The sequence below is a fragment of the Mycolicibacterium wolinskyi genome (assembly GCF_002101965.1).
In the GTDB taxonomy this organism is placed as follows: Bacteria; Actinomycetota; Actinomycetes; order Mycobacteriales; family Mycobacteriaceae; genus Mycobacterium; species Mycobacterium wolinskyi.
This window is the reverse complement of the sequence record NZ_LQQA01000006.1, coordinates 271,117-292,223: the sequence shown is the minus strand read 5'-3', so window position 1 is coordinate 292,223 and position 21,107 is coordinate 271,117. Positions and strand designations below refer to the sequence as shown.

Annotated in this window: 17 protein-coding genes; 9 read left to right on the top strand and 8 right to left on the bottom strand. The window is 67.8% G+C overall.

Going from position 1 to position 21,107, the window contains the following annotated elements:
• Positions 1 to 97 precede the first annotated feature (97 nt).
• A complete protein-coding gene (locus AWC31_RS05160) occupies positions 98 to 391 on the top strand; it encodes a nuclear transport factor 2 family protein (protein ID WP_085143434.1) in 294 nt (97 codons plus the stop codon).
• On the top strand, positions 388 to 1,227 hold the full coding sequence (locus AWC31_RS05155) for an SDR family NAD(P)-dependent oxidoreductase (protein WP_085143269.1): 840 nt from the start codon (positions 388 to 390) through the stop codon (positions 1,225 to 1,227). Before AWC31_RS05160 ends, AWC31_RS05155 begins: the two co-directional genes overlap by 4 nt.
• A gap of 325 nt (positions 1,228 to 1,552) precedes the next feature.
• Here the strand turns inward: AWC31_RS05155 and AWC31_RS05150 are convergent, their stop codons facing one another.
• The 3 genes from AWC31_RS05150 to AWC31_RS05140 are packed head-to-tail and all read right to left on the bottom strand — an operon-like array spanning position 1,553 to position 5,369.
• A complete protein-coding gene (locus AWC31_RS05150; RefSeq protein WP_085143265.1) occupies positions 1,553 to 2,818 on the bottom strand; it encodes a glucarate dehydratase family protein in 1,266 nt (421 codons plus the stop codon).
• Entirely contained in the window at positions 2,818 to 3,741 is a 924-nt protein-coding gene (locus tag AWC31_RS05145; protein WP_067850260.1) for a 5-dehydro-4-deoxyglucarate dehydratase, read from the bottom strand. The genes AWC31_RS05150 and AWC31_RS05145 overlap by 1 nt, the downstream gene beginning before the upstream one ends.
• Before the next feature lie 29 nt (positions 3,742 to 3,770).
• Complete coding sequence (locus tag AWC31_RS05140) at positions 3,771 to 5,369, bottom strand: aldehyde dehydrogenase (NADP(+)) (RefSeq protein ID WP_085143263.1); 1,599 nt, start codon at positions 5,367 to 5,369, stop codon at positions 3,771 to 3,773.
• Between the two features lie 119 nt (positions 5,370 to 5,488).
• Here AWC31_RS05140 and AWC31_RS05135 point away from each other — a divergent pair, with 119 nt between their 5' ends.
• Entirely contained in the window at positions 5,489 to 6,643 is a 1,155-nt protein-coding gene (locus tag AWC31_RS05135) for a serine hydrolase domain-containing protein (protein WP_085143261.1), read from the top strand.
• Here AWC31_RS05135 and AWC31_RS05130 read toward each other — a convergent pair.
• A complete protein-coding gene (locus tag AWC31_RS05130; protein ID WP_234816730.1) occupies positions 6,625 to 7,023 on the bottom strand; it encodes a hypothetical protein in 399 nt (132 codons plus the stop codon). The genes AWC31_RS05135 and AWC31_RS05130 overlap by 19 nt on opposite strands.
• 63 nt (positions 7,024 to 7,086) lie before the next feature.
• Positions 7,087 to 8,055 (bottom strand): TerC family protein, encoded by a 969-nt coding sequence (locus tag AWC31_RS05125; protein ID WP_085143257.1) that lies wholly within the window; start codon positions 8,053 to 8,055, stop codon positions 7,087 to 7,089.
• 290 nt (positions 8,056 to 8,345) lie between these two features.
• Between AWC31_RS05125 and AWC31_RS05120 the strand changes: the two genes are divergently transcribed.
• The 5 genes from AWC31_RS05120 to AWC31_RS05100 are packed head-to-tail and all read left to right on the top strand — an operon-like array spanning position 8,346 to position 15,848.
• Complete coding sequence (locus AWC31_RS05120; protein WP_234816739.1) at positions 8,346 to 12,209, top strand: Pls/PosA family non-ribosomal peptide synthetase; 3,864 nt, start codon at positions 8,346 to 8,348, stop codon at positions 12,207 to 12,209.
• Complete coding sequence (locus tag AWC31_RS05115; RefSeq protein WP_085143253.1) at positions 12,206 to 13,543, top strand: M1 family metallopeptidase; 1,338 nt, start codon at positions 12,206 to 12,208, stop codon at positions 13,541 to 13,543. Before AWC31_RS05120 ends, AWC31_RS05115 begins: the two co-directional genes overlap by 4 nt.
• Positions 13,510 to 14,790, top strand: a complete 1,281-nt coding sequence (locus tag AWC31_RS05110; RefSeq protein ID WP_374214065.1) for a hypothetical protein — start codon at positions 13,510 to 13,512, stop codon at positions 14,788 to 14,790. Before AWC31_RS05115 ends, AWC31_RS05110 begins: the two co-directional genes overlap by 34 nt.
• 18 nt (positions 14,791 to 14,808) lie before the next feature.
• Complete coding sequence (locus AWC31_RS05105; RefSeq protein ID WP_085143249.1) at positions 14,809 to 15,501, top strand: polyprenyl-phospho-N-acetylgalactosaminyl synthase PpgS; 693 nt, start codon at positions 14,809 to 14,811, stop codon at positions 15,499 to 15,501.
• Positions 15,498 to 15,848, top strand: a complete 351-nt coding sequence (locus tag AWC31_RS05100) for a DUF2304 domain-containing protein (protein WP_085143247.1) — start codon at positions 15,498 to 15,500, stop codon at positions 15,846 to 15,848. The genes AWC31_RS05105 and AWC31_RS05100 overlap by 4 nt, the downstream gene beginning before the upstream one ends.
• On the opposite strand, the gene AWC31_RS05095 is transcribed toward AWC31_RS05100, so the two are convergent.
• The 3 genes from AWC31_RS05095 to AWC31_RS05085 all read right to left on the bottom strand — a co-directional run bounded on the left by AWC31_RS05095 (position 15,845) and on the right by AWC31_RS05085 (position 19,213).
• Positions 15,845 to 16,426, bottom strand: a complete 582-nt coding sequence (locus tag AWC31_RS05095; protein ID WP_085143245.1) for a TetR/AcrR family transcriptional regulator — start codon at positions 16,424 to 16,426, stop codon at positions 15,845 to 15,847. The genes AWC31_RS05100 and AWC31_RS05095 overlap by 4 nt on opposite strands.
• A 1-nt stretch (position 16,427) precedes the next feature.
• Entirely contained in the window at positions 16,428 to 18,209 is a 1,782-nt protein-coding gene (locus tag AWC31_RS05090) for an N-acyl-D-amino-acid deacylase family protein (protein ID WP_085143243.1), read from the bottom strand.
• A gap of 62 nt (positions 18,210 to 18,271) precedes the next feature.
• Positions 18,272 to 19,213, bottom strand: coding sequence for a GDP-mannose 4,6-dehydratase (locus AWC31_RS05085; RefSeq protein WP_165765914.1), 942 nt, complete (start codon positions 19,211 to 19,213; stop codon positions 18,272 to 18,274).
• A 56-nt stretch (positions 19,214 to 19,269) separates the two neighbouring features.
• Here AWC31_RS05085 and AWC31_RS05080 point away from each other — a divergent pair, with 56 nt between their 5' ends.
• A complete protein-coding gene (locus AWC31_RS05080; protein ID WP_085143241.1) occupies positions 19,270 to 21,018 on the top strand; it encodes a hypothetical protein in 1,749 nt (582 codons plus the stop codon).
• The last annotated feature ends 89 nt before the right edge of the window (positions 21,019 to 21,107 follow it).

Sequence of the window (21,107 nt, the reverse complement as noted above, 5' to 3'; positions counted from 1 at the left end):
CCTGCCAGTGGGTTGACCTTGCCCTTAGGGGAAGCTTCACGGTGGTGTCATGACCACCGCAGAATGGGATGCACTTCCACACACCATCACGACGTTCATGACCGCACTCGACGCCCGTGAGGTGGACCAAACACTCGCCACACTCACCCCCGACGCCGTCGTCACCGACGAGGGCCACGACTACACGGGCCACGACCAGATCGGGAAGTGGGTCGCGACGGCGGCCGCCGAGTACACCTACACCGCCGAGATCACCGGCGCGACCACCACCGACACCGGGGTCGTCGTCACACAGCACTTGGAGGGCGACTTCCCCGGCGGCGTCGCCGACCTGAACTACCGGTTCACCCTCGACGGTGCGCTGATCAGCCGGGTGGTGATCGAGCCGTGAGCAGGACATGGTTCATCACCGGCGGCACCCCCGGCAACTTCGGGGTCGCGTTCGCCGAAACGGCGCTCGACACCGGTGACCGCGTGACACTGACATCCCGGCGCCCACAAGAGCTGGCGACGTGGGCCGAGCAGTACGGCGACCGCGTTCTCCTCGTGCCGCTGGAGCTCACCGACCCCGCGCAGGTGCAGCGCGCGGTACGCATCGCCGAGGAGCACTTCGGCGGTATCGACGTGCTGGTCAACAACGCCGGCCGCGGCTGGTACGGATCCATCGAGGCCATGGACGAATCCGCGATGCGGGCGATGTTCGAACTGAACTTCTTCGCCGTGCTATCCGTGACACGTGCAGCGCTCCCCGGCATGCGTGCCCGCGGCAACGGGTGGATCGTCAACGTGTCCTCGGTCGCCGGGCTCATATCAGCGCCCGGATTCGGCTACTACAGCGCAACGAAGTACGCCATCGAAGCCATCACCGACGCACTACACGACGAAGTAGCTCCACAGGGCATCTCCGTGCTGACCGTCGAACCGGGGGCGTTCCGCACCAACGCCTACTCCGGCTTCGCCAACGAACCGGTCGACGAGCGCATCCCGGACTACCACGACATTCTCGAAGAGGTCCGTGCCGCCTTCGTCGGGATGGACGGTGTGCAACCCGGCGACCCGCACCGCGGAGCCCGCGCAGTCATCGCGGCCATGGCCCAAAACCCGCCGCCGCGCCGGCTCATCCTGGGCAACAGCGGATACGACGCCGTGATCGACACACTGGAGAAGAACCTCGCCGCCATCCGAGCCAACGAAACACTCTCCCGCAGCGCTGATTTCCCCTCCTAAAGGCCACTCCACAGTCCGAATCTTCATTGACCACCAGGTCGATGACGAAGTCCTCACTGAGCGCATCGCTGACATCGTTGTGGGGGCTGCGGGCTCCACAGTGAGGCGGACAGGGTGGGACCTGATCCTGGCCGTGGATATCCCGACCCTCGCGGCGTACGAGCACGTGTACGACGACTGCCTTATTCCTCGAGGCGAAGCCGGCGAACTCAGCGTCGAATCAGCGTGTATGACCTTCCATACCTGACACACGTACGACACCGCTTGAGTGCACGCCCATACCATCAAAGCGATGCATGCCCTGCCGCATCTGGGCCGACCAGAATCACCAGCGCGGGGCGGCCGCCTCGAATGAGGGATCGACGCTGCGCATGTAGCCGGTGTCGTCGCGATCCCGGATGCCGCAGCGCACGTACTGCTCGTGCAGTGCGGCCAGGCTTTCGTCGTCGATCTGCACGCCCAGGCCGGGCACCGTTGGCACCGGCACCGATCCGTCGCGGAACACCAGCGCGCCGTCCTTGACGACGTCCTCGGCCTTCCACGGCCAGTGCGTGTCGCAGGCGTAGGTGAGATTCGGTGTGGCAGCAGCCAAGTGGACCATCGCGGCCAGGCTGATGCCCAGATGCGAATTCGAGTGCATGGACAGGCCGAGCCCGAACGTGTCGCAGATGCCGGCCAGCAACCGCGAACGCTGCAGCCCGCCCCAGTAGTGGTGATCGGACAGCACGACCGACACCGATTTCCTGGCGACCGCGGGCGCGAGCTGGTCGAACGCCACCACGCACATGTTGGTGGCCAGCGGCATGGGCGCCTGTGCGGCAACCTCGGCCATGCCGTCAAGACCCGGAGTGGGGTCTTCGAGATACTCCAGGACACCGGCCAGCCCGGAGGCCACCTTGACCGAGGTCTGCGGCGTCCAGGCCGCGTTGGGGTCGAGACGCAGCGGGTGATCGGGGAACTCGGCGCGCAGTGCCTCGATGGCCGCCATCTCCTCCTCGGGCGCGAACACGCCGCCCTTGAGTTTGATTGCGGTGAAGCCGTATTCGTCGACGATGCGGCGGGCCTGCGCGACGATGCCGTCCGGGTCGAGCGCCTCACCCCAGCCGTCCGGTTCCGCACCGGGATGCCCCGCCCATTTGTAGAACAGGTAGGCACTGAACGGCACTTCCCCGCGCACCGCTCCCCCGAGCAGATCCGACACTGGCCGTCCGGTCGCCTGCCCCTGCACATCCAGGCAGGCCACCTCGAACGGTGACAACACCTGATCGACGGCGCTGGCGGAGGTGATCATGCCCGCGGTGCCGACCGCGGCGGTGTCACCGCGCAGCCGATCGGCGATGGCCGCGCGAATGATGTTGAGCGCGAACACATCCTGGCCGACGATGGCGTCTGCTGCCGCGGTGAGCCGCTCGAGATGGCGCGTGTCGGCGTAGGTCTCGCCGAGACCGGTCAGCCCGGCATCGGTGTCGAGCTGGATGATCGCGCGCAGCGCATACGGCTGATGGACACCGACGGTGTTGAGCAGCGGCGGGTCGGCGAACGCTACCGGCGTGATCCGAGCCCCGGTGATGCGGATCCGGTTGGCCGCCATCAGTGCACCAGGGCGTCGGCGATCACCGCACGGCCGGCAGCGAGGATGCGCTGCAGTTCGGCGACGTCGTCGGGGCTGGCGTCGACCAGCGGGGGCCGTACCGGCCCGGCAGGCAGGCCTTCCATCGTGACGCCGGCCTTGATCAGCGACACCGCGTAGCCGGGCACCTTGTCGCGCAGCCGAACCAGCGGGTGGTAGAACTCGCGCAGCAGCGCGGCGGTGAGCGCCTCGTTGCCGGTCTCCAGGGCCTGGTAGAACGCGAGCGCCAGATCGGGCGCGAACGCGAAGGTGGCCGACGAGTACAGCGTGACGCCGATGGCGCGGTACGCCTGCTGCGAGACCTCGGCCGTGGGCAGGCCGTTGAAGAACTGGAACGGCTTGCCGCTCGGTGCCAGTGCGTCGGTGACCGCCCGAACGATGCGGGCGACCTGATCGAAATCGCCTGTGCCGTCCTTGAATCCGACGACGTTGGGCAGCTGCGCGACCTCGACCGCCGAAGCTTCGTTGAAGCGCGCGTTGTTGCGGTTGTAGACCACGAGGGGCAGGTCGGTGACGGAACTGACCTCGCGGGTGTAGCCGACGAGGCCCGCTTGCGGCATCTCGACGAGGTACGGCGGGAGGAGCAGCAGCCCGTCGGCTCCGGCTTCGGCGGCCACCCGCGCGAACGTCTTCGCCGACGCGATCGATCCGCCTGCGCCGGCATACACCGGAACCCGCCCGGCCACCGCCTCGACCGCGGTGCGCACGACGGTGCTCATCTCGGACGGCTCAAGCGCATGGAATTCGCCTGTGCCGCAACCGATGAAGACACCGCCGGGCCCGGCGTCCACACCCTTGGCGACGTGCTGTGCGAGCCGGTCCACGTCCACCTCACCCGCTGCAGTGAGCGGTGTGACGGGGAAGAACAAGACGCCGTCGAGCATATTTCTACTCCTCAGATTTTCTACGGTGGTCAGTCTTTGGTGAGTTGGCCGTCGATGCGCCGCCACAGCCCGTCGGGATTGCCGTCCGCAACAGCGCTGGGCAGCAAGGACTTCGGAGCGTCTTGGTAGCAGACCGGCCGCAGGAACCGCTCGATGGCGCGCGCACCGACCGAGGTGGTACGCGAGTCGGAGGTGGACGGGAACGGCCCGCCGTGGACCATGGCGTGGCCGACCTCGACACCGGTCGGCCAGCCGTTGAACAGGATTCGGCCCGCCTTGAGCTCGAGGACCTCCAGCAGGTCACCGGCCTGGTCGTGGTCGGACTCGTCGGCGTGGATCGTCGCGGTGAGCTGCCCCTCCACGTTGGCGGCGACCCGGAGCATCTCGGCGGCGTCGGCGCACCGGATCACGACGCCCGAGGCGCCGAACACCTCGGCCTGCAACGCCTCTGAACCGAGGAAGGTCGGCGCGTCGCTGGTGAACAGGGCCGCGCGGCAGGACACCGCGGGGGCGTCGGCATCGGATCCGCGCGCAACCAGCACTGCCTCTTTCTCAAGCGCTTCGACACCGGTGCGGAAGCTGTCGGCGATACCGGGCGTCAGCATCGCGGCAGGCGCGCTGGCAGCGACCGCCTCCCCCGCGGCGGCGAGGAACGCGTCCAGCTCGGGACCGTCGACGGCGATCACGAGGCCCGGGTTGGTGCAGAACTGTCCGGAGCCCAGGGTGAGAGAGCCGACGAACGCGCGGCCCAGGTCGGCACCATGACTGGCCAGGGCACCCGGCAGCAGAAAGACGGGGTTGATGGCGCTCATCTCGGCGTACACCGGGATCGGTTCGCGCCGGCCTGCCGCGGCGGCCATCAGGGCCATGCCACCGCCGCGCGATCCGGTGAATCCGACCGCCTTGATGCGGGGATCGGTGACCAGCGCGGTGCCAAGCTCCGGCCCGTACCCGTAGAGCAGGGAGAAGGTGCCTGCCGGCAGACCGCACGCGGCGACCGCGTCGGTGATGGCGCGGCCGACCAGTTCGGAGGTGCCGGGATGGGCGTCGTGCGCCTTGACCACGACGGGGCATCCGGCGGCCAGCGCCGAGGCGGTGTCTCCACCGGCCACCGAGAAGGCCAGCGGGAAGTTGCTGGCGCCGAACACTGCGACGGGGCCGAGCGGCACGCTGCGCTGGCGGATGTCGGGACGCGGCAGCGGGGTGCGGTCAGGGAGAGCGGGATCGATGCGGGCCTCGTTCCAGCTGCCCTCGCGCAGCACGCCGGCGAACAACCGCAGCTGGCCTGCGGTGCGCCCGACCTCACCGGTCAGGCGCGGGCGGGGCAGGCCGCTCTCGGCGTGTGCGCGGTCGACCAGGGCGTCGCTGATCGACTCCAGGTTGGCCGCGATGGCCTCCAGGAAACGGGCCCGCGTTTCGATCGGTGCGCCGCGGTATGCGGCAAACGCTTCGGCGGCAGCGGCGCACGCGGCTTCGACGTGGGTGCTGTCGCCGTACGCGTAGGCGGGTTCGAGGGCGGCCGCGTTCTGCGGATCGATGCCGCGGATCTCGGTGCCGGTGCCGCGCACCGGCTTGCCCGCGATCAACATCTGCCCGGTCAGGTCTGTCGTCTGCACCATGGATGTCATAGTGGCACCGTACGACCCCAATAAATACATGTCCAAGTCAAGTTTGCGGCTTACTCATGCACTGGTTGTATTAGTTGGATTCGCATCGGCAAGTCCCGTCGTTCCCTCATGATGTGGCGATGGAAGACCTCGTGCATGGCCACTGTGACCGCCGTTTCACCGCCGTTCGCGACGCCTTGGCCGAGGCCGTTTCCACCGGTGAGGAAACCGGTGCGGCGATCGCCGTCGATGTCGACGGCGAACTCGTGCTCGACATCTGGGGCGGATACACCGACGCGGCACGCACTGTTCCGTGGGCCGAAGACACCATCGTCAACGTCTTCTCGTGCACCAAGACGCTCACCGCGCTGGCGGCGCTGATGGTCATCGACCGTGGCGCGCTCGATCCGTACGCGCCGGTGGCCAAGTACTGGCCCGAGTTCGCCGAGAACGGCAAACAGGACATCGAAGTGCGGCACTTGCTGTCGCACACGTCCGGGGTGTCGGGCTGGGACGCGCCGTTCTCGATCGACGACCTCTACGACTGGCAGAAGGCGACCGCGCAGCTCGCCCGGCAAGCGCCCTGGTGGCAACCCGGATCGGCCTCGGGCTACCACGCGGTCAACTACGGCCACCTGATCGGCGAGGTTGTGCGGCGGGTGACCGGAAAGTCGTTGAAACAGTTCGTCCGTGAAGAAATCGCCGAGCCGCTCGGAGCCGATATTCAGATCGGGGCGCGCGCCGACGACGACCACCGCATCGCCGAGCTGATACCGCCGCCGCCGTTGCCCGTGGCGCTGGACGTGTTGCCGGCAGAGCATCCGGCACGAAAGACGTTCTCCACGCCGCTGCCGCCCGACGCCAACGGCGCGGCGCTGGCCGAATCCACGGCATGGCGCCGCGCAGACATCGGCGCGGCCAACGGACACGGCAACGCGCGATCCCTCGCGCAAGCACTGTCACCAATCTCGTTGGGCGGCAAGCGCGACGGAGCTGAACTGCTCAGTCCCGAGACGATCGACCTCATCTTCGAGGAGCAATCGAACGGCATCGACCAGGTGCTGATGATTCCGCTGCGGTTCGGTATGGGCTTCGGTCTACCCGAGCCGGTGAGCGTGCCTGCCATTCCCGACGAGAAGGTCTGCTTCTGGGGCGGCTGGGGCGGCTCGATGGTCGTGATGAATCCCGAGCGCCGGGCCACCAGCTCCTACGTCATGAACAGGATGGGTCCGGGCACTACCGGAACCGAACGCACGAACCGCTACGCCCAGCTGATCTACGAAGCCCTCGCCTGAGAACGAGCTTCCAACCGGCGCAGCACGTCGGCGGCCAATGCCCCCAGGTCCGATCCGGGCGTGGCAGGCAGCAGCGTCACACCGTCGGCGACACCGGCGGACTCGATGTCGGCGATCAGCCCCGCCAGCCCGTCGACCGTGCCGACATAGCGCACGTTCGCCTCGGAACCAGCCAGTTCCAGGCCCCGCCGCGCGGACCGGTAGTCCCCGGCGACGGCCACCGTGACATCCAGCACGACCGAGGCACCCGCATCCTCGGATCGGATGCGGGTGCGAAGCCGGCGGGCCTGCGCGAGGTCGGGCGCCGAGATCCGGACCGTCGGCTCACCGCCGTCGGTCAGCTCAGTCCAGGTCCCGGCATCCGCCACAAAAATCCGCACCTCGCCACGCTACGTGCGAATACCGCACCTGCCCAGAGTTGTGCTCAGGCCGAATCCAAGGGACTATTTCGCGTCGCGCACCCGCGTCTTGTAGAGGCTCGCGACGGTCGTCACCAGCAGCGTCACGATGATCACGCCGAGGCTCGCGAGCGTCGGGATCTCGGGCACGTGCACCGGCTCACCACCGTTGATGAACGGCAGTTCGTTCTCGTGCAAGGCGTGCAGGATCAGCTTCACGCCGATGAACGCGAGGATGAACGCGAGCCCCTGGGAGAGGTACACCAGCCGCTTGAGCAGGTCGCCGAGCAGGAAGTAGAGCTGGCGCAGACCCATCAGGGCGAACACGTTGGCGGTGAACACCAGGTAGGGCTCCTGGGTCAGGCCGTAGATCGCCGGGATCGAGTCGAGCGCGAACAGCAGGTCCGTCGTGCCCAGCGCGACGATCACCAAGAACATCGGCGTCATCAGCCGCGTGCCGTTCTCGTTGATCCACAAGCGCAGGCCGTCCCACTTGTCGGTGGTGCGCAGGTGCTTGCGGGCGAATCGCACGACCGCGTTGTCACCGTCGTCGTCGTGGTCGGTGTCTTTGACCAGACCGATCGCGGTGTAGACGAGGAACGCGCCGAAGATGTAGAAGACCCACGAGAACTGGTTGATCGCAACGGCACCCAGCGCGATGAAGATGCCACGGAAGATCAGCGCCAGGATGATGCCGACCAGCAACGCCTGCTGTTGATAGATCCGCGGCACTTTGAAGCTGGCCATGATGATCAGGAAGATGAACAGGTTGTCCACCGACAGGCTGTATTCCGTCAACCATCCGGCAAAGAACTCGAGCCCGAACTGACTGCCGTGGAAGAGCCACACCCACACCCCGAACAGGACCGCCATGCCGATGTAGATCGACAGATATGTCGCGGTCTCGCGGGTTGACGGTTCATGTGGCCGTCGCCCGATCACTACCACGTCGAACAACAGCACGGCGATCGTCACGGTGAGCGTGATGATCCATTCGAGCTGGGTTACCTGCATGCAAATACCTCCGGTCGCCAAACAACGCCGGAGGTCTCTTCCACCGGCGATCGAGGCCGGCCTGCGGCACCGATCGGATCCATGACGACCGACGTGATGACGACACCGCAGCGAAGGAATACTCCCCTCCGCCGACAAGTGTGCCTGATGGTGAGCGCGATCCGAAATCGAGCGGGCACGCCGTGCACTATCGGGCTCCATCGACGCCGGCTTAGTAGTTTGTACCCGTGACAGCACCGGACGACGCAGATCGTGGGCACCAGATCCCCGCTCAATACGTGCTCTCACCGATGGCACCGCAACCCCGCACGCTGGTGGACATCCTCTATGAGACGGCGCGCACGTTCCCCGACGCGCCCGCGCTCGACGACGGCACGGTGCAACTCACCTACGCCGAATTGATCGCCGATGTCGAAGACAGCGTCGCGTGGCTGGCCGCGCGCGGCATCGGCCGCGGCGACCGGATCGGCATCCGGATGCCGTCCGGCAGCTACGCGCTCTACGTCGCGATCCTGTCAGCCCTGGCAACCGGGGCGGCCTACGTGCCGGTGGACGCCGACGATCCCGACGAGCGCGCCGAGCTGGTGTTCCGGGAGGCCAACGTGGTCGGCGTGATCACCGAGGCCGGCCTGATCCGCGGGCCCGGGTCGTCGCGGGGCTGGCGCGCCGCCGCACCGCTGGGCCGCGACGACGCCTGGATCATCTTCACGTCGGGGTCGACGGGAACTCCGAAGGGCGTCGCGGTGACGCATCGCAGCGCGGCCGCATTCGTCGACGCCGAAGCCCGAATGTTCTTGCAGGACAACCCGATCGGTCCCGGAGACCGGGTGCTGGCCGGGCTGTCGGTGGCATTCGACGCGTCCTGCGAGGAGATGTGGCTGGCCTGGCGCCACGGCGCATGCCTGGTACCCGCGCCACGGTCACTCGTCCGCAGCGGCATGGACCTAGGCCCGTGGTTGGTCAGCCGCGACATCACGGTGGTGTCGACGGTGCCGACGCTGGCCGCGCTGTGGCCGGCGGAGGCACTCGAGGCGGTCCGGCTGCTGATCTTCGGCGGCGAGGCCTGCCCACCCGAACTGGCGCAGCGCCTCGCGGTCGACGGGCGCGAGGTGTGGAACACCTACGGGCCCACCGAGGCGACGGTCGTCGCGTGCGCGGCCCCGCTGGACGGGCAGGGTCCCGTCAGCATCGGCTTGCCGCTGGCCGGCTGGGACCTGGCCGTCGTCGACAAGGACAGCCGTCCCGTCGCGATCGGCGAGGTCGGCGAACTCGTGATCGGCGGGGTCGGCCTCGCGCGCTACCTCGACCCGGACAAGGACGCCGAGAAGTACGCACCCATGCCGACCCTGGGCTGGAGCCGTGCGTACCGCAGCGGCGACCTGGTCCGGTTGGAGGCCGACGGCCTGTACTTCCAGGGCCGCGCCGACGACCAGGTCAAGGTGGGCGGACGCCGCATCGAACTGGGCGAGGTGGACAACGCGCTGGTGAACCTGCCCGGCGTCAGCGGTGGCGCGGCCGCGGTCCGCAAAACCGCGAGCGGCACCCCGCTGCTGGTCGGCTACATCGCGAGCACGGATCCGTCGTTCGACCTGGCGGCGGCGCGCGCCGCACTGTCCGAGTCGCTTCCGGCCGCGCTCGTCCCCCGGCTCGTACTCCTCGACGAGTTGCCCACTCGCACGTCGGGCAAGGTCGACCGCAACGCGCTGCCCTGGCCGCCACCCGGCGAGACCGAGCAGGACGCGCCCGAACTCGGGGGCACCATCGGCTGGCTCGCCGGGTTGTGGCGCGACGTCCTCGGCACGCCCGTCGACGGGCCGGAGGCCGACTTCATCGCGCTCGGCGGTGGCTCATTGTCGGCGGCGCAGCTCGTCGCCGCGCTGCGCCAGAAGTATCCGCAAGTCACCGTCGCCGACCTCTACGACCATCCACGGCTGGGGTCGCTCGCCGGCTACCTCGACGAACTCAAGCCGCCGCCGCGCGTGGAGACGCGCGAGGTCAAGCCGACGCCGCGGCTCACCCAGGCCGCGCAGATCGCGCTGTCGCTGCCCCTGGCCACGCTGACCGGTGTGCAGTGGGTGATCTGGCTGGCGCTGCTGAACAACGTGGCCGCCTGGCTCGGCGTGCTGCCGTGGGCGCATCCCGTCAACTGGTGGTGGCTGCTGGTCGGGTTTCTGGTGTTCATCACCCCGCTGGGCCGGATGGGCATCGCGGTGCTGTTCGCCAGGATGCTGCTGAGCGGGCTGCAACCCGGCACGTATCGCCGCGGCGGCCCGGTGCACCTGCGGGTGTGGTTCGCCGAACGGCTGGCCGACGCGAGTGGCGCCGAGAACCTCGCCGGTGCGCCGTGGATGGTGTACTACGCCCGCGCGCTCGGCAACACCGTCGGCAAAGGCGTCGACCTGCATTCGGCACCGCCCGTGACCGGCATGCTCAAGATCGGCCACCGCTCGTCGGTCGAGCCCGAAGTGGACCTCACCGGGCACTGGATCGACGGCGACCTGTTCCACGTCGGGCCGGTGTCGATCGGCAACGACGCCACGATCGGTGCCCGCACGACGCTGTTGCCCGGCGCGATCGTCGGCAAGAACGCCGATGTCGCGCCCGGCTCAGCGGTCGTCGGCAAGGTCAAGAACGGCCAGTACTGGAAGGGCTCGCCCGCGGTGAAGTCCGGCAAGGCGCGCCATCCGTGGCCCGACCACCGGCCGCGCCGCGCTCCCCTGTGGGTGGCGATCTACGGCCTCACGTCGATCCTGCTCGGCAGCCTGCCGCTGGTCGGGTTGGCGGCCGGGCTCGCGGTGATCGGCTGGGGTATCCACGACACCGCGTCGGCCGCCGACGCGATCGTGCCCGCACTGGTGTGGACGCCCGTCGCGGCGATCGCGGCGCTGGTCGTCTACGCGGGCCTGACGGTGATCGGCGTGCGGGTGCTGTCGTTCGGCCTGTCCGAGGGCTACCACCCCGTGCGCAGCCGTGTCGGCTGGCAGTTGTGGGCGACCGAACGCCTGATGGACGCCGCGCGCAACTATCTGTTCCCGATCTATGCCAGCCTGCTCACGCCGTGGTGGCTGCGCCTGCTCGGTGCGAAAGTCGGCAAGGGCACCGAGATTTCGACGGCGCTGTTCACCCCGAAGTTCACCGAGGTGCAGGACGGCGCGTTCTTGGCCGACGACACCATGGTGGCGTCGTACGAGCTGGGCGGCGGCTGGATCCACGTCGCGAAGGCGACCATCGGCAAGCGCGCGTTCCTCGGCAACTCGGGCATCACCCAGCCCGGCCGCAAGGTTCCCGACGACGGACTGGTCGCCGTGCTGTCGGCGACCCCGCACAAGGCCAAGGCCGGGTCGTCCTGGCTGGGCAGCCCACCGGTGCGCTTGCGGCGCAACGCCACTGCCGCGGACGCACTGCGCACGTTCCATCCCTCCACGCGGCTCAAGGTTCTGCGGTCGGCCGTGGAAACCTGCCGGCTGATCCCGGTGATCGTGACGTTCGGGATCGGTATCGCGGTGCTCGGCGTCATCCAGGCGCTGGCCATCCGGTTCGGCTACCTGTGGACGGCATTGGCCAGCGGCGTGGTGCTGCTGGCGGCCGGTGCAGTCGCCGGGGCGATCGCGGTGATCGCGAAGTGGTTGGTGATCGGGCGGATTCGCGCGGTCGAGCATCCGCTGTGGTCGTCGTTCGTGTGGCGCAACGAGGTGTCGGACACGTTCGTCGAGACCGTAGCCGCGCCGTGGTTCGCGCGTGCCGCGAGCGGCACCCCGGTGATGAACCTGTGGCTGCGGGGACTGGGCGCATCGATCGGCCGCGGAGTATGGTGCGAAACCTACTGGCTGCCGGAGGCCGATCTGGTGACACTCGGCACCGGCGCCACCGTCAACCGCGGCTGCGTGGTGCAGACCCACCTGTTCCACGACCGCATCATGCGGATGGACAGCGTTGTGCTGGAGGAAGGTTCGACATTGGGACCGCATTGCGTCGCGCTGCCGGCCGCGCGGCTGGGCGCCGGGGCGACCGTCGGTCCGGGCTCGTTGGTGATGCGCGGCGACGAGGTACCGCCGTCGACGCGGTGGCAGGGCAACCCGATCGCCCCGTGGAACATGTTCGGCAAGAAGCGCGCTGCGGCAGCCAAGAAAACCGAAGAAGTACCTGCCGCGTGACGAGATCGAAGAAGGCCGCCAAGAGAGCATTCTCAGCCCCTGTCATCGACCCGTATCTCCCGGGCAACGGCAACTTCGGCTATCGGGTGTCGCGCTACGAACTCGATCTCGAGTACAAGGTGGCGATCAACCGGCTGGCCGGATCGGCGACCATCACCGCGGTGACGCTGGCCGCGCTGCGCACGTTCACGCTGGATCTGTCCGACGCGCTGTCCGTGTCGAAGGTTTCGGTCAACGGCCGCAGACCCGCCCAGTTCCGATGTTCGGGTGGCAAGCTGTCGATCGCGTTGTCCGCCCCACTGCCCGCCGGCGCGGCGATGACGATCGTCGTGCGCTACAGCGGTGTTCCGCGCCCGATCCGATCTCTTTGGGGCGAAGTCGGTTTCGAGGAACTGTCGAACGGCGCGCTGGTCGCCGGTCAGCCCAACGGCGCGGCATCGTGGTTTCCCTGCGACGACCATCCCAGCTCCAAGGCCAGCTACCGCATCCAGATCAGCACCGACAGCCCCTACCTCGCACTGGCCAACGGTGAGCTGGTGTCGCGCAAGGTCCGCGCCGGCCACACCGTGTGGACTTACGAGCAACCCGAGCCGACGTCGACGTATCTGATCACCCTGCAGATCGGCATGTACGAGATGCACCGGATGACCAAATCCCCGGTGCCGATGCACGGCGCGGTGCCGCCGAGGCTGCGCCGCGACTTCGACCACGACTTCGGCCGCCAACCGCAGATGATGAAGCTCTTCGTCAAGCTTTTCGGCCCGTATCCGCTGTCCAACGGGTACACCGTGGTGGTGACCGACGACGACCTGGAGATCCCGCTCGAAGCCCAGGGAATCTCGATCTTCGGCGCCAATCACTGCGACGGACACCGCAGCGCCGAGCGGCTGATCGCCCATGAACTCGCCCACCAGTGGTTCGGCAATTCCGTGACGGCGCGCCGCTGGCGCGACATCTGGCTGCACGAGGGTTTCGCCTGTTACGCCGAATGGCTGTGGTCGGAGGACAGCGGTGGTCCCAGCGCTGCCGACTGGGCACGCCGTTACCACCAGGGGCTGCGCGACCTGCCGCAGGATTTGGTGCTGGCCGATCCCGGGCCGCGCGACATGTTCGACGACCGTGTCTACAAGCGGGGCGCGTTGACCCTGCATGTGTTGCGCAAACGCATCGGTGACAAGAACTTCTTTGCGCTGCTCAAGGATTGGACCACGCGCCACCGGCACAGCACGGCGTTCACCGACGATTTCACCGGCCTGGCCGCCGGCTACACCAGTGAGTCCCTGCAGCCACTGTGGCAGGCGTGGCTGTACTCGAAAGCGCTGCCGCCGCTGTGACCGACGGCGGTGGCCCGCCCGCAACCGGACCGATAACCCGCAGCAGCGTCGCCCGCGTCGGCGTCGCGACCGCCATCACCGCGATCTGCGGCTACGCCGTGCTGTACCTGGCGGCCCGCAACCTGGAACCGGAAGGATTCTCGGTGTTCGGCGTGTTCTGGGGCGCGTTCGGTCTGGTGACGGGCGCCGCCAACGGCCTGCTGCAGGAGGCCACGCGCGAGGTCCGGTCGGCTCGGCACATCGATCTCACGACCTCGCCTCGCACACATCCGATGCGCGTTGCCGCGATGGTCGGTGTCGTCTCGGCACTCGTGATCGCGGGCAGTTCACCGCTGTGGGGCGCGCATGTGTTCGCCGAATCGCAAGCGCTGAGCGTCGCGCTGTTGAGCGTCGGCCTGGCCGGGTTCTGTCTGCACGCCACGCTTCTCGGCATGCTGGCCGGGGTCAACCGGTGGACCGAGTACGGGGCGTTGATGGTCACCGACGCGGCGATCCGCGTGGCCGTCGCGGCGGCCACGTTCGTGCTGGGCTGGGGCCTGGTCGGGTTCCTCTGGGCGACGGTGGCCGGTGCCGCGTCGTGGTTGATCATGCTGATCGCGTCGCCGGCCGCGCGGATGGCGGCACAACTCGTCACGGCGGGCGGCACCACGACGTTTCTGCGCGGCGCCGCGCACTCGATCGCTGCCGCGGGTGCCAGCGCGATCCTGGTGATGGGTTTTCCCGTACTGCTCAAGGCCACCTCGGCCGATCTCGGCGCCGCAGGCGGCGTCGTCATCCTCGCCGTCACCCTCACGCGCGCACCCCTGCTCGTGCCGCTGACCGCGATGCAGGGCAACCTGATCGCCCATTTCGTCGACCAGCGCAGCGCCCGGCTTCGGGCGCTCGTCGCCCCGGCGGCGGTGGTGGCCGCGCTCGGCGCTGTCGGCGTGGTGGCCGCCGGGCTGGTCGGCCCGTGGTTGCTGAGAGTGGGGTTCGGCGACGAGTACCGCGCCGACGGAACCCTGCTGGCCTGGCTCACCGCGGCGGCCGTGGCCATCGCGATGCTGACGCTGACGGGTGCGGCCGCGGTCGCGGCCGCACTGCACCGCGCGTACGCGCTCGGCTGGGTGATCGCGACGGTCACCGCGGTGGGATTGTTGCTGTTGCCGCTCGGCCTGGAGACGCGCACGGTGGTGGCACTGTTGTGCGGGCCGTTGGTGGGCATCGCAGTACACCTGGGGGCACTTGCCAGATTGTCCCAGGCCTAGGGGTGTACGTTATGGGCCATCGACACGCGATACCACGACGTTTGGATCGTCATCCCCGCCTACAACGAGGCGGGGATCATCGGCGACGTCGTCGCTGACATCCGGTCGATCTTCGCCAACGTCGTATGTGTCGACGACGGCAGCCACGACGCCACCGCCGACCGTGCGCTGGGCGCCGGTGCGCACGTCGTGACGCATCCGGTCAATCTCGGGCAGGGCGCCGCGATCCAGACCGGCGTGACCTACGCGCGACGCCGGCCCGGCGCCCAGATATTTGCCACATTCGACGCCGACGGGCAACACCAGGTCAAGGATCTCGTCCGGATGATCGACCGGCTCCGTGCCGACGACGTCGACCTCGTCGTCGGCACCAGATTCGCGGACGTGGTCACCCACATCCCGCCCCTCAAACGCGTGATCCTGCGCACTGCAGCGTTTCTGAGCCCGCGCAGCCGCAAACTCGGCCTGACCGACGCCCACAACGGTCTGCGGGTGTTCAACCGGAAGGTCGCCGACGAACTCGACCTCACGATGAACGGGATGAGCCATGCCGGGGAGTTCATCTCGCTGGCCTACGAAAACCGTTGGCGGGTGGCAGAAGAACCCGTCGAGATCCTCTACACCGACTATTCGAAGTCGAAGGGACAGCCGCTGCTCAACGGGGTCAACATCGTCTTCGACGGGCTGTTGCGCGGGAGGCTGACGCGATGAACTGGATTCAGGCACTGTTGATCGTCTCGGTGCTGGTGCTGCTGGCGTATCTGTTGCGGTCGCGTACCAGCGCACGCACCAAGGCGTGGGTGAAGGTCGGCTATGTGCTGTTCGTGGTCGCCGGGATCTATGCGATCCTGCGGCCCGACGACACCACCGTGCTCGCCAATTGGCTTGGGGTGGACCGCGGTACCGATCTGATGGAGTACGTGCTGATCATCGCGTTCGCCTTCACGACGCTGAGCACGTATGTGCGGTTCAAGGACATCGAGTTGCGGTACGCGCAGCTCGCCCGCGCGGTGGCGTTGCAGAACGTCCGCGTGCCCGGCGAGGGTCCGTCGCGCTAACGGCTGAGCAACGCCGTCAGCAACGCGATCCGCGGACCCTCCAGTTCCGGTTGCGGCAGCACCGACCGCACGATCGCCGCACCGTCGAACGTGTTGATCAGGATGGCGACCGCCGCGGTGAACACGTCTTCCGGGAACTGCTCGGAACCCGGTACGGTCCTGGCGGTTTCGTAGATGTTGGTGGCGTACTCGCCGAGCATGTCGCGAAGGGCGGCCTTGAGCTTCTCGTCGGTGCGCGCCGCCACCATGAGTTCGTACATCACCGTATTCGTGTCGTTGCCGGTGACATCGCGCAGGATGGTCAGCACCGCTTCGAGTGCGGGCTGCTCGGCGGGAATCTCCGTGACGCGCTTGGTGAACAGCTCGAGCTGACGGCGCATCACCTCGCGGCCGGTGGCGGCCATGAAGTCACCCATCGTGGGGAAATGCCGGAACAGCGCACCGTCGGAGACCTTCGCCCGCCTCGCGATCACGGCCGCCGAAGCTTTCGCATACCCGACGTCGATGATCGTGTCGATGCTGGCGTCGAGTAGGCGCGCGACGGTCTCCTCCCGGCGCTGCTGTTGAGTTCTGGCCATGTCAGACAGGCGTTTTCAGGCGCGTCTCAGAACCCGCACGCAGGTAGCGGCCCGACTTCACGGTCTCGCCGTAGCCGTCACGGAACTCGCCGTTTCGGAACACCACCGCGCCGTTCACGGCGGTCGCGACGATCGCCTCGTCATTGCGGTTGACCATCCGGCTCAGGCCGCCGTAGAACGGCACGGACTCTTCGTGATAGGCATCCACGTCGTCGTTGAGACCCTTCGGGTCGATCACCACGAAGTCGGCACGGTCACCTTCGCGCAGCGTTCCCGCGTCGACGCCGAACCAGTCGGCGACCTCGGCCGTCAACCGGTGCACGGCACGTTCGGTGGTGAGGAACGGCCGGCCGGCCAGCTGCGCATCGCGGACCCGCTTGAGCAGCCGCAGCGCGTAGTTGTAGAACGCCATATTCCGAAGGTGCGCACCGGCATCCGAGAATCCCATGTGCACCGACGATTCCTTGGCCAGCTTGTCGAGCTGCTTGGGCCGGTGGTTGGCGACGATCGTGGTCCAGCGGACGTTGCGTTCACCGTTGTCGACCAGCACGTCGAGGAAGGCGTCGAGCGGGTGGATGCCGCGCTCGTCGGCGATCTGGCCGAAGCTCTTGCCAATCAGCGTCTCATCGGGGCACTCGACGATCGTGGCGTCGTGGAAGTCGCGGTGCCACAACGTCGGTCCGAGCTTGCGGCGGTCGAACGAGCGACGGAACCGGCGCCGGTACTCGGGGTCGGCCAGCAGCTTGTTGCGCTCAAGTTGGTCGCGCAGGTGCAATGCCGCCGTGCCGGCACCGAACTCCTCGAACACCGGCAGATCGATTCCGTCCGAATACAACACGAACGGAACGGGCAGGTGCTGGAAGCGCACCTTCGCGTCGAGGATCCGGTTGAGCAGGCGCGTGCCCGGGCCGAGCACATGCACGGCGCCCGGCGAGGACTTGGCGTCGGCCGAGACGAGCAGGCTCATCTTCACCCCGCGGCGGCGGCCGAACAGGCCGCTGCTCTCCAGGAAGAAGTTCAGTGCCTCTTGTGCTTTGGCGACGTTGGGCGCGCTCTGGAGCATGCGGCCGCGCTTGCGCAGCACCTTGATGAGCCGCCTGCGTTCGCGCCAGGTGGCGAAGGTGGACGGCAGCGCCCGGGAGCGGAAGCGGTCGCCGTCGAGTTTGTCGATCGCGGCGTCCATGCCGGACATGCCGAGCATTCCGGCGTCGAGCGCCTCGTCCAGTTTTTGAGCCATGGTCTCGAGTTCGGCGTCGGTCGGCGTCACACCGCGCGTCGTCGCGCGGTCCAGTCCGAGCACCGAGGCCCGCAGGTCTGAATGTCCGAGCAGCGACGCGACGTTGGGCCCGAGCGGCAATTCGTCGATGGCCTTCACGTACTCGGCCGGGTTCGACCAGGTCTTGTGTTGCTGCAGCGCGCCGAGCACGTACTGGCGCGGCACCGCCTCGACGCGGCTGAACAGATCGGCGGCATCCTCGGTGTCGGCGTACACCGTCGACAGCGAGCACATGCCCAGCAGCACCGTGGTGACACCGTGCCGCACCGATTCGCGCAGGCCCGGGTCGAGCAGGATCTCGGCGTCGTAGTGGGTGTGCACGTCGATGAAGCCGGGGATCACCCACTTGCCCGAGGCGTCGAGTATCTCGGGGCACCCGGTTTCGTCGAGCGGCTTCGCGGACACCGCGGCGACCACTCCGTCGCGAATGCCCAGCGTACGGACCTGCGGCGGCTTGCCCGTCCCGTCGAACCAGAGCCCGTTGCGGACGATGACGTCATAGGACATGGCGAACCTCCCTGTTCGGTTGCCGCCACGCTAGCGCAGAAAGTGAGTACTCACAATCTTTTCTACCGAGGGTTGTTGCGGAAGAAATCAACCGTCTTCTCGACACCGTCGGCCAGCTCGACCGCCGGCTGCCAGCCCAGCACCGTCCTGGCCCGGCCGATGTCGAGCTTCGAGCGCCGCAGGTCACCCAGGCGCGGCGGGTAGAACTCCGGCTCGTCCGCGGCGCCGACGGCCTTCGCGATGGCCGAATGCAGTTGGCGCACCGAGGTTTCCACGCCGGTGCCGACGTTGAACCGCTGCCCCCCACCCTCGGTCCCGGACGCTTTCACGAACGCGTCCACGACGTCGTCGACGTACACGTAGTCGCGGGTGTCGCTGCCGTCGCCGAAGATCTTCGTGGGCCGCCCGGCCAGCAGCGCCTGCGCGAAGATCGCGACCACACCCGCCTCACCGTGCGGATCCTGGCGCGGGCCGTACACGTTGGCCGGGGCGATGTGCGAGCAGTCGAGGTCATAGAGATTGCGGAACATGTTGAGGTACACCTCGCCGGCGACCTTGCTCGCCGCGTACGGCGAAGCTGGATCGGTGGGCATGTCCTCGCTGGTCGGATAGGCCGGCGGGGTGCCGTACACCGAGCCGCCCGACGATGTGTGCACGACCTTGCGAACACCGGTCTGCCGGGCCGCCTCGGCCAGCCGCACCGTGCCGACGACGTTGACGGTCGCGTCGAGCTGCGGGTCGTCCACCGAGCGCTTCACCGAGATCTGGGCGGCCAGGTGGAATATCACCTCGGGCTTGATCTCGGCGAGCAGTCCGATCAGATCGGCGTCGACGATGTCGGCCTTGACGAACTCGAAGTTCTTGTCGTTGTCGGCGTCGCTGAGGTTGTCGACGCGGCCCGTGCTGAGGTCGTCGAGTCCGACGACGCTGTGCCCGTCGGCAAGCAGTCGATCCACCAGGGCCGATCCGATGAAGCCCGCGGCTCCTGTCACCAGTGTTCGCACGGGCACACCATACCGACGGCGACTGTGGCGCACCTTTGTCCGTACAGTCGGCAAGAGTGAACTGGGTTGCCCGTACCGCCGCCGCGCTGATCGCGCTGCAACTGGTGGTCCGGGCGGTGCTGGCCTTCGGAGGCTATTTCTACTGGGACGACCTCATCCTCATCGGCAGGGCCGGAACCCAGAGTCTGTTCTCGCCGTCCTTTCTGTTCGACGATCACGACGGCCACGTCATGCCCGCGGCGTTCCTGGTGTCCGGCGCCATCACCCGGCTGGCGCCGTTCTCGTGGGTATGGGCGGCGTTGAGCCTGATCGTGCTGCAGTTGCTGGTCTCGCTCGCGCTGCTGCGGGCGTTGTGGGTGATCCTCGGCTGGCGCCCCGTCCTGCTCGTGCCGCTGACGTTCGCGTTGTTCACGCCGCTGGGCGTGCCAGGGTTCGCGTGGTGGGCGGCGGCCCTGAATTCACTACCCATGCTGGCCGCGCTCGCCTGGGTGTGTGGCGAGGCCGTGCTGCTCGTACGCACCGGGCGACCACGTCATGCGGTTTTCGGTGTGCTCGTGTACTTCGGCGGGCTGTTGTTCTTCGAGAAGGCCGCGGTGATCCCGTTCGTCGCGTTCGCGGTGGTGGCGCTGCTGGGATATGTCACGTCGACGTTCGGCCTCGCCGACGTATGGCGACGCGGCGTGCGGTTGTGGGTGGCGTGCCTGGCGCTGACGGTCGCCTGGATCGGGGTGTACCTCGTCGTCGTCGACCAGAAGCGCTGGAGTTTCGACGTCGGCATGACGTGGGATCTGTTGCGCCGGTCGGTGACGCACGGCATCGTGCCCGGCCTGGTCGGCGGGCCGTGGTCGTGGCAGCGGTGGGCGCCGGCCTCACCGTGGGCCACGCCACCAGTTGCCGTGATGGTGCTGGGGTGGGTGTGTCTGGCCGTCGCGGTGGCGGTGGTGCTCGTCCGCAAGTCGCGGATCTGGCCGGTGCTCGCGGTGGCCGCCGGCTACGCGATCGCCTGCCAGATACCTATCTATCTCATGCGCTCGTCGCGGTTCACCGCGCTGGAGTTGGCGCAGACACTGCGCTATCTGCCCGATCTGGTGATGGTGCTGGCGATTTTGATGGCCGTCGGCTTCTGCGCGCCGAACCGGTCTGCGCGGTTCTCGGCATCGCGTGGGCGGACTTTCGCGGTCGTCGGCGTCGCGGTGTTGTTCGTGGCAAGCAGCCTCTATTCGACGGCGACGTTCCTGCGGGTGTGGCGTGACAGCCCGGTGCCGTCGTACTTGAACAATGCGCGCGCCAGCCTGGCCGCGACGTCGGATGCACCGCTGCTGGATCAGGAAGTCGATCCGTTGATCCTGCAGCGCGTGGCCTGGCCGGAGAACCTGGCCAGCCATATGTTCGCCCTCGCCCGGCCCAGACCCGAATTTGCCTCGGCGACAACAGATTTACGGATGTTCGACCGGACCGGCACGCTGGTCGACGCGAAGGTGACGTGGGTGCGCACGATCGTCGAAGGGCCCGAGCCGCAGTGTGGGTTCCTGGTGCAGCCCGACGCGCCCGTCGTCATGCCGCTCGACGGCCCGCTGCTGCCCGCGGACTGGACCGCCGAGATCAACTACCTCGCCAACAGTGACGGGTCACTGACGATGTCGCTACCCGAGGGACCCGAGACCAAGGTGCCGGTGCGGCCCGGGCTGAACCGGGTGTTCGTGCGGCTGCCCGGGGCGGGCCAGCAGATATCCGTGCGGGCGAACACCTCGGCGCTGTCGGTGTGTATATCCCCAGGGCCCGTCGGATTCCTGGCACCGAGGTAGCGAAGTGTTGGTGTTACTTGATTGGTGAGCCTCCTGGACGCGTTCCACACGACGTGGTCGAACCGTGAGGTTTCTTTTGATCGGGCTCT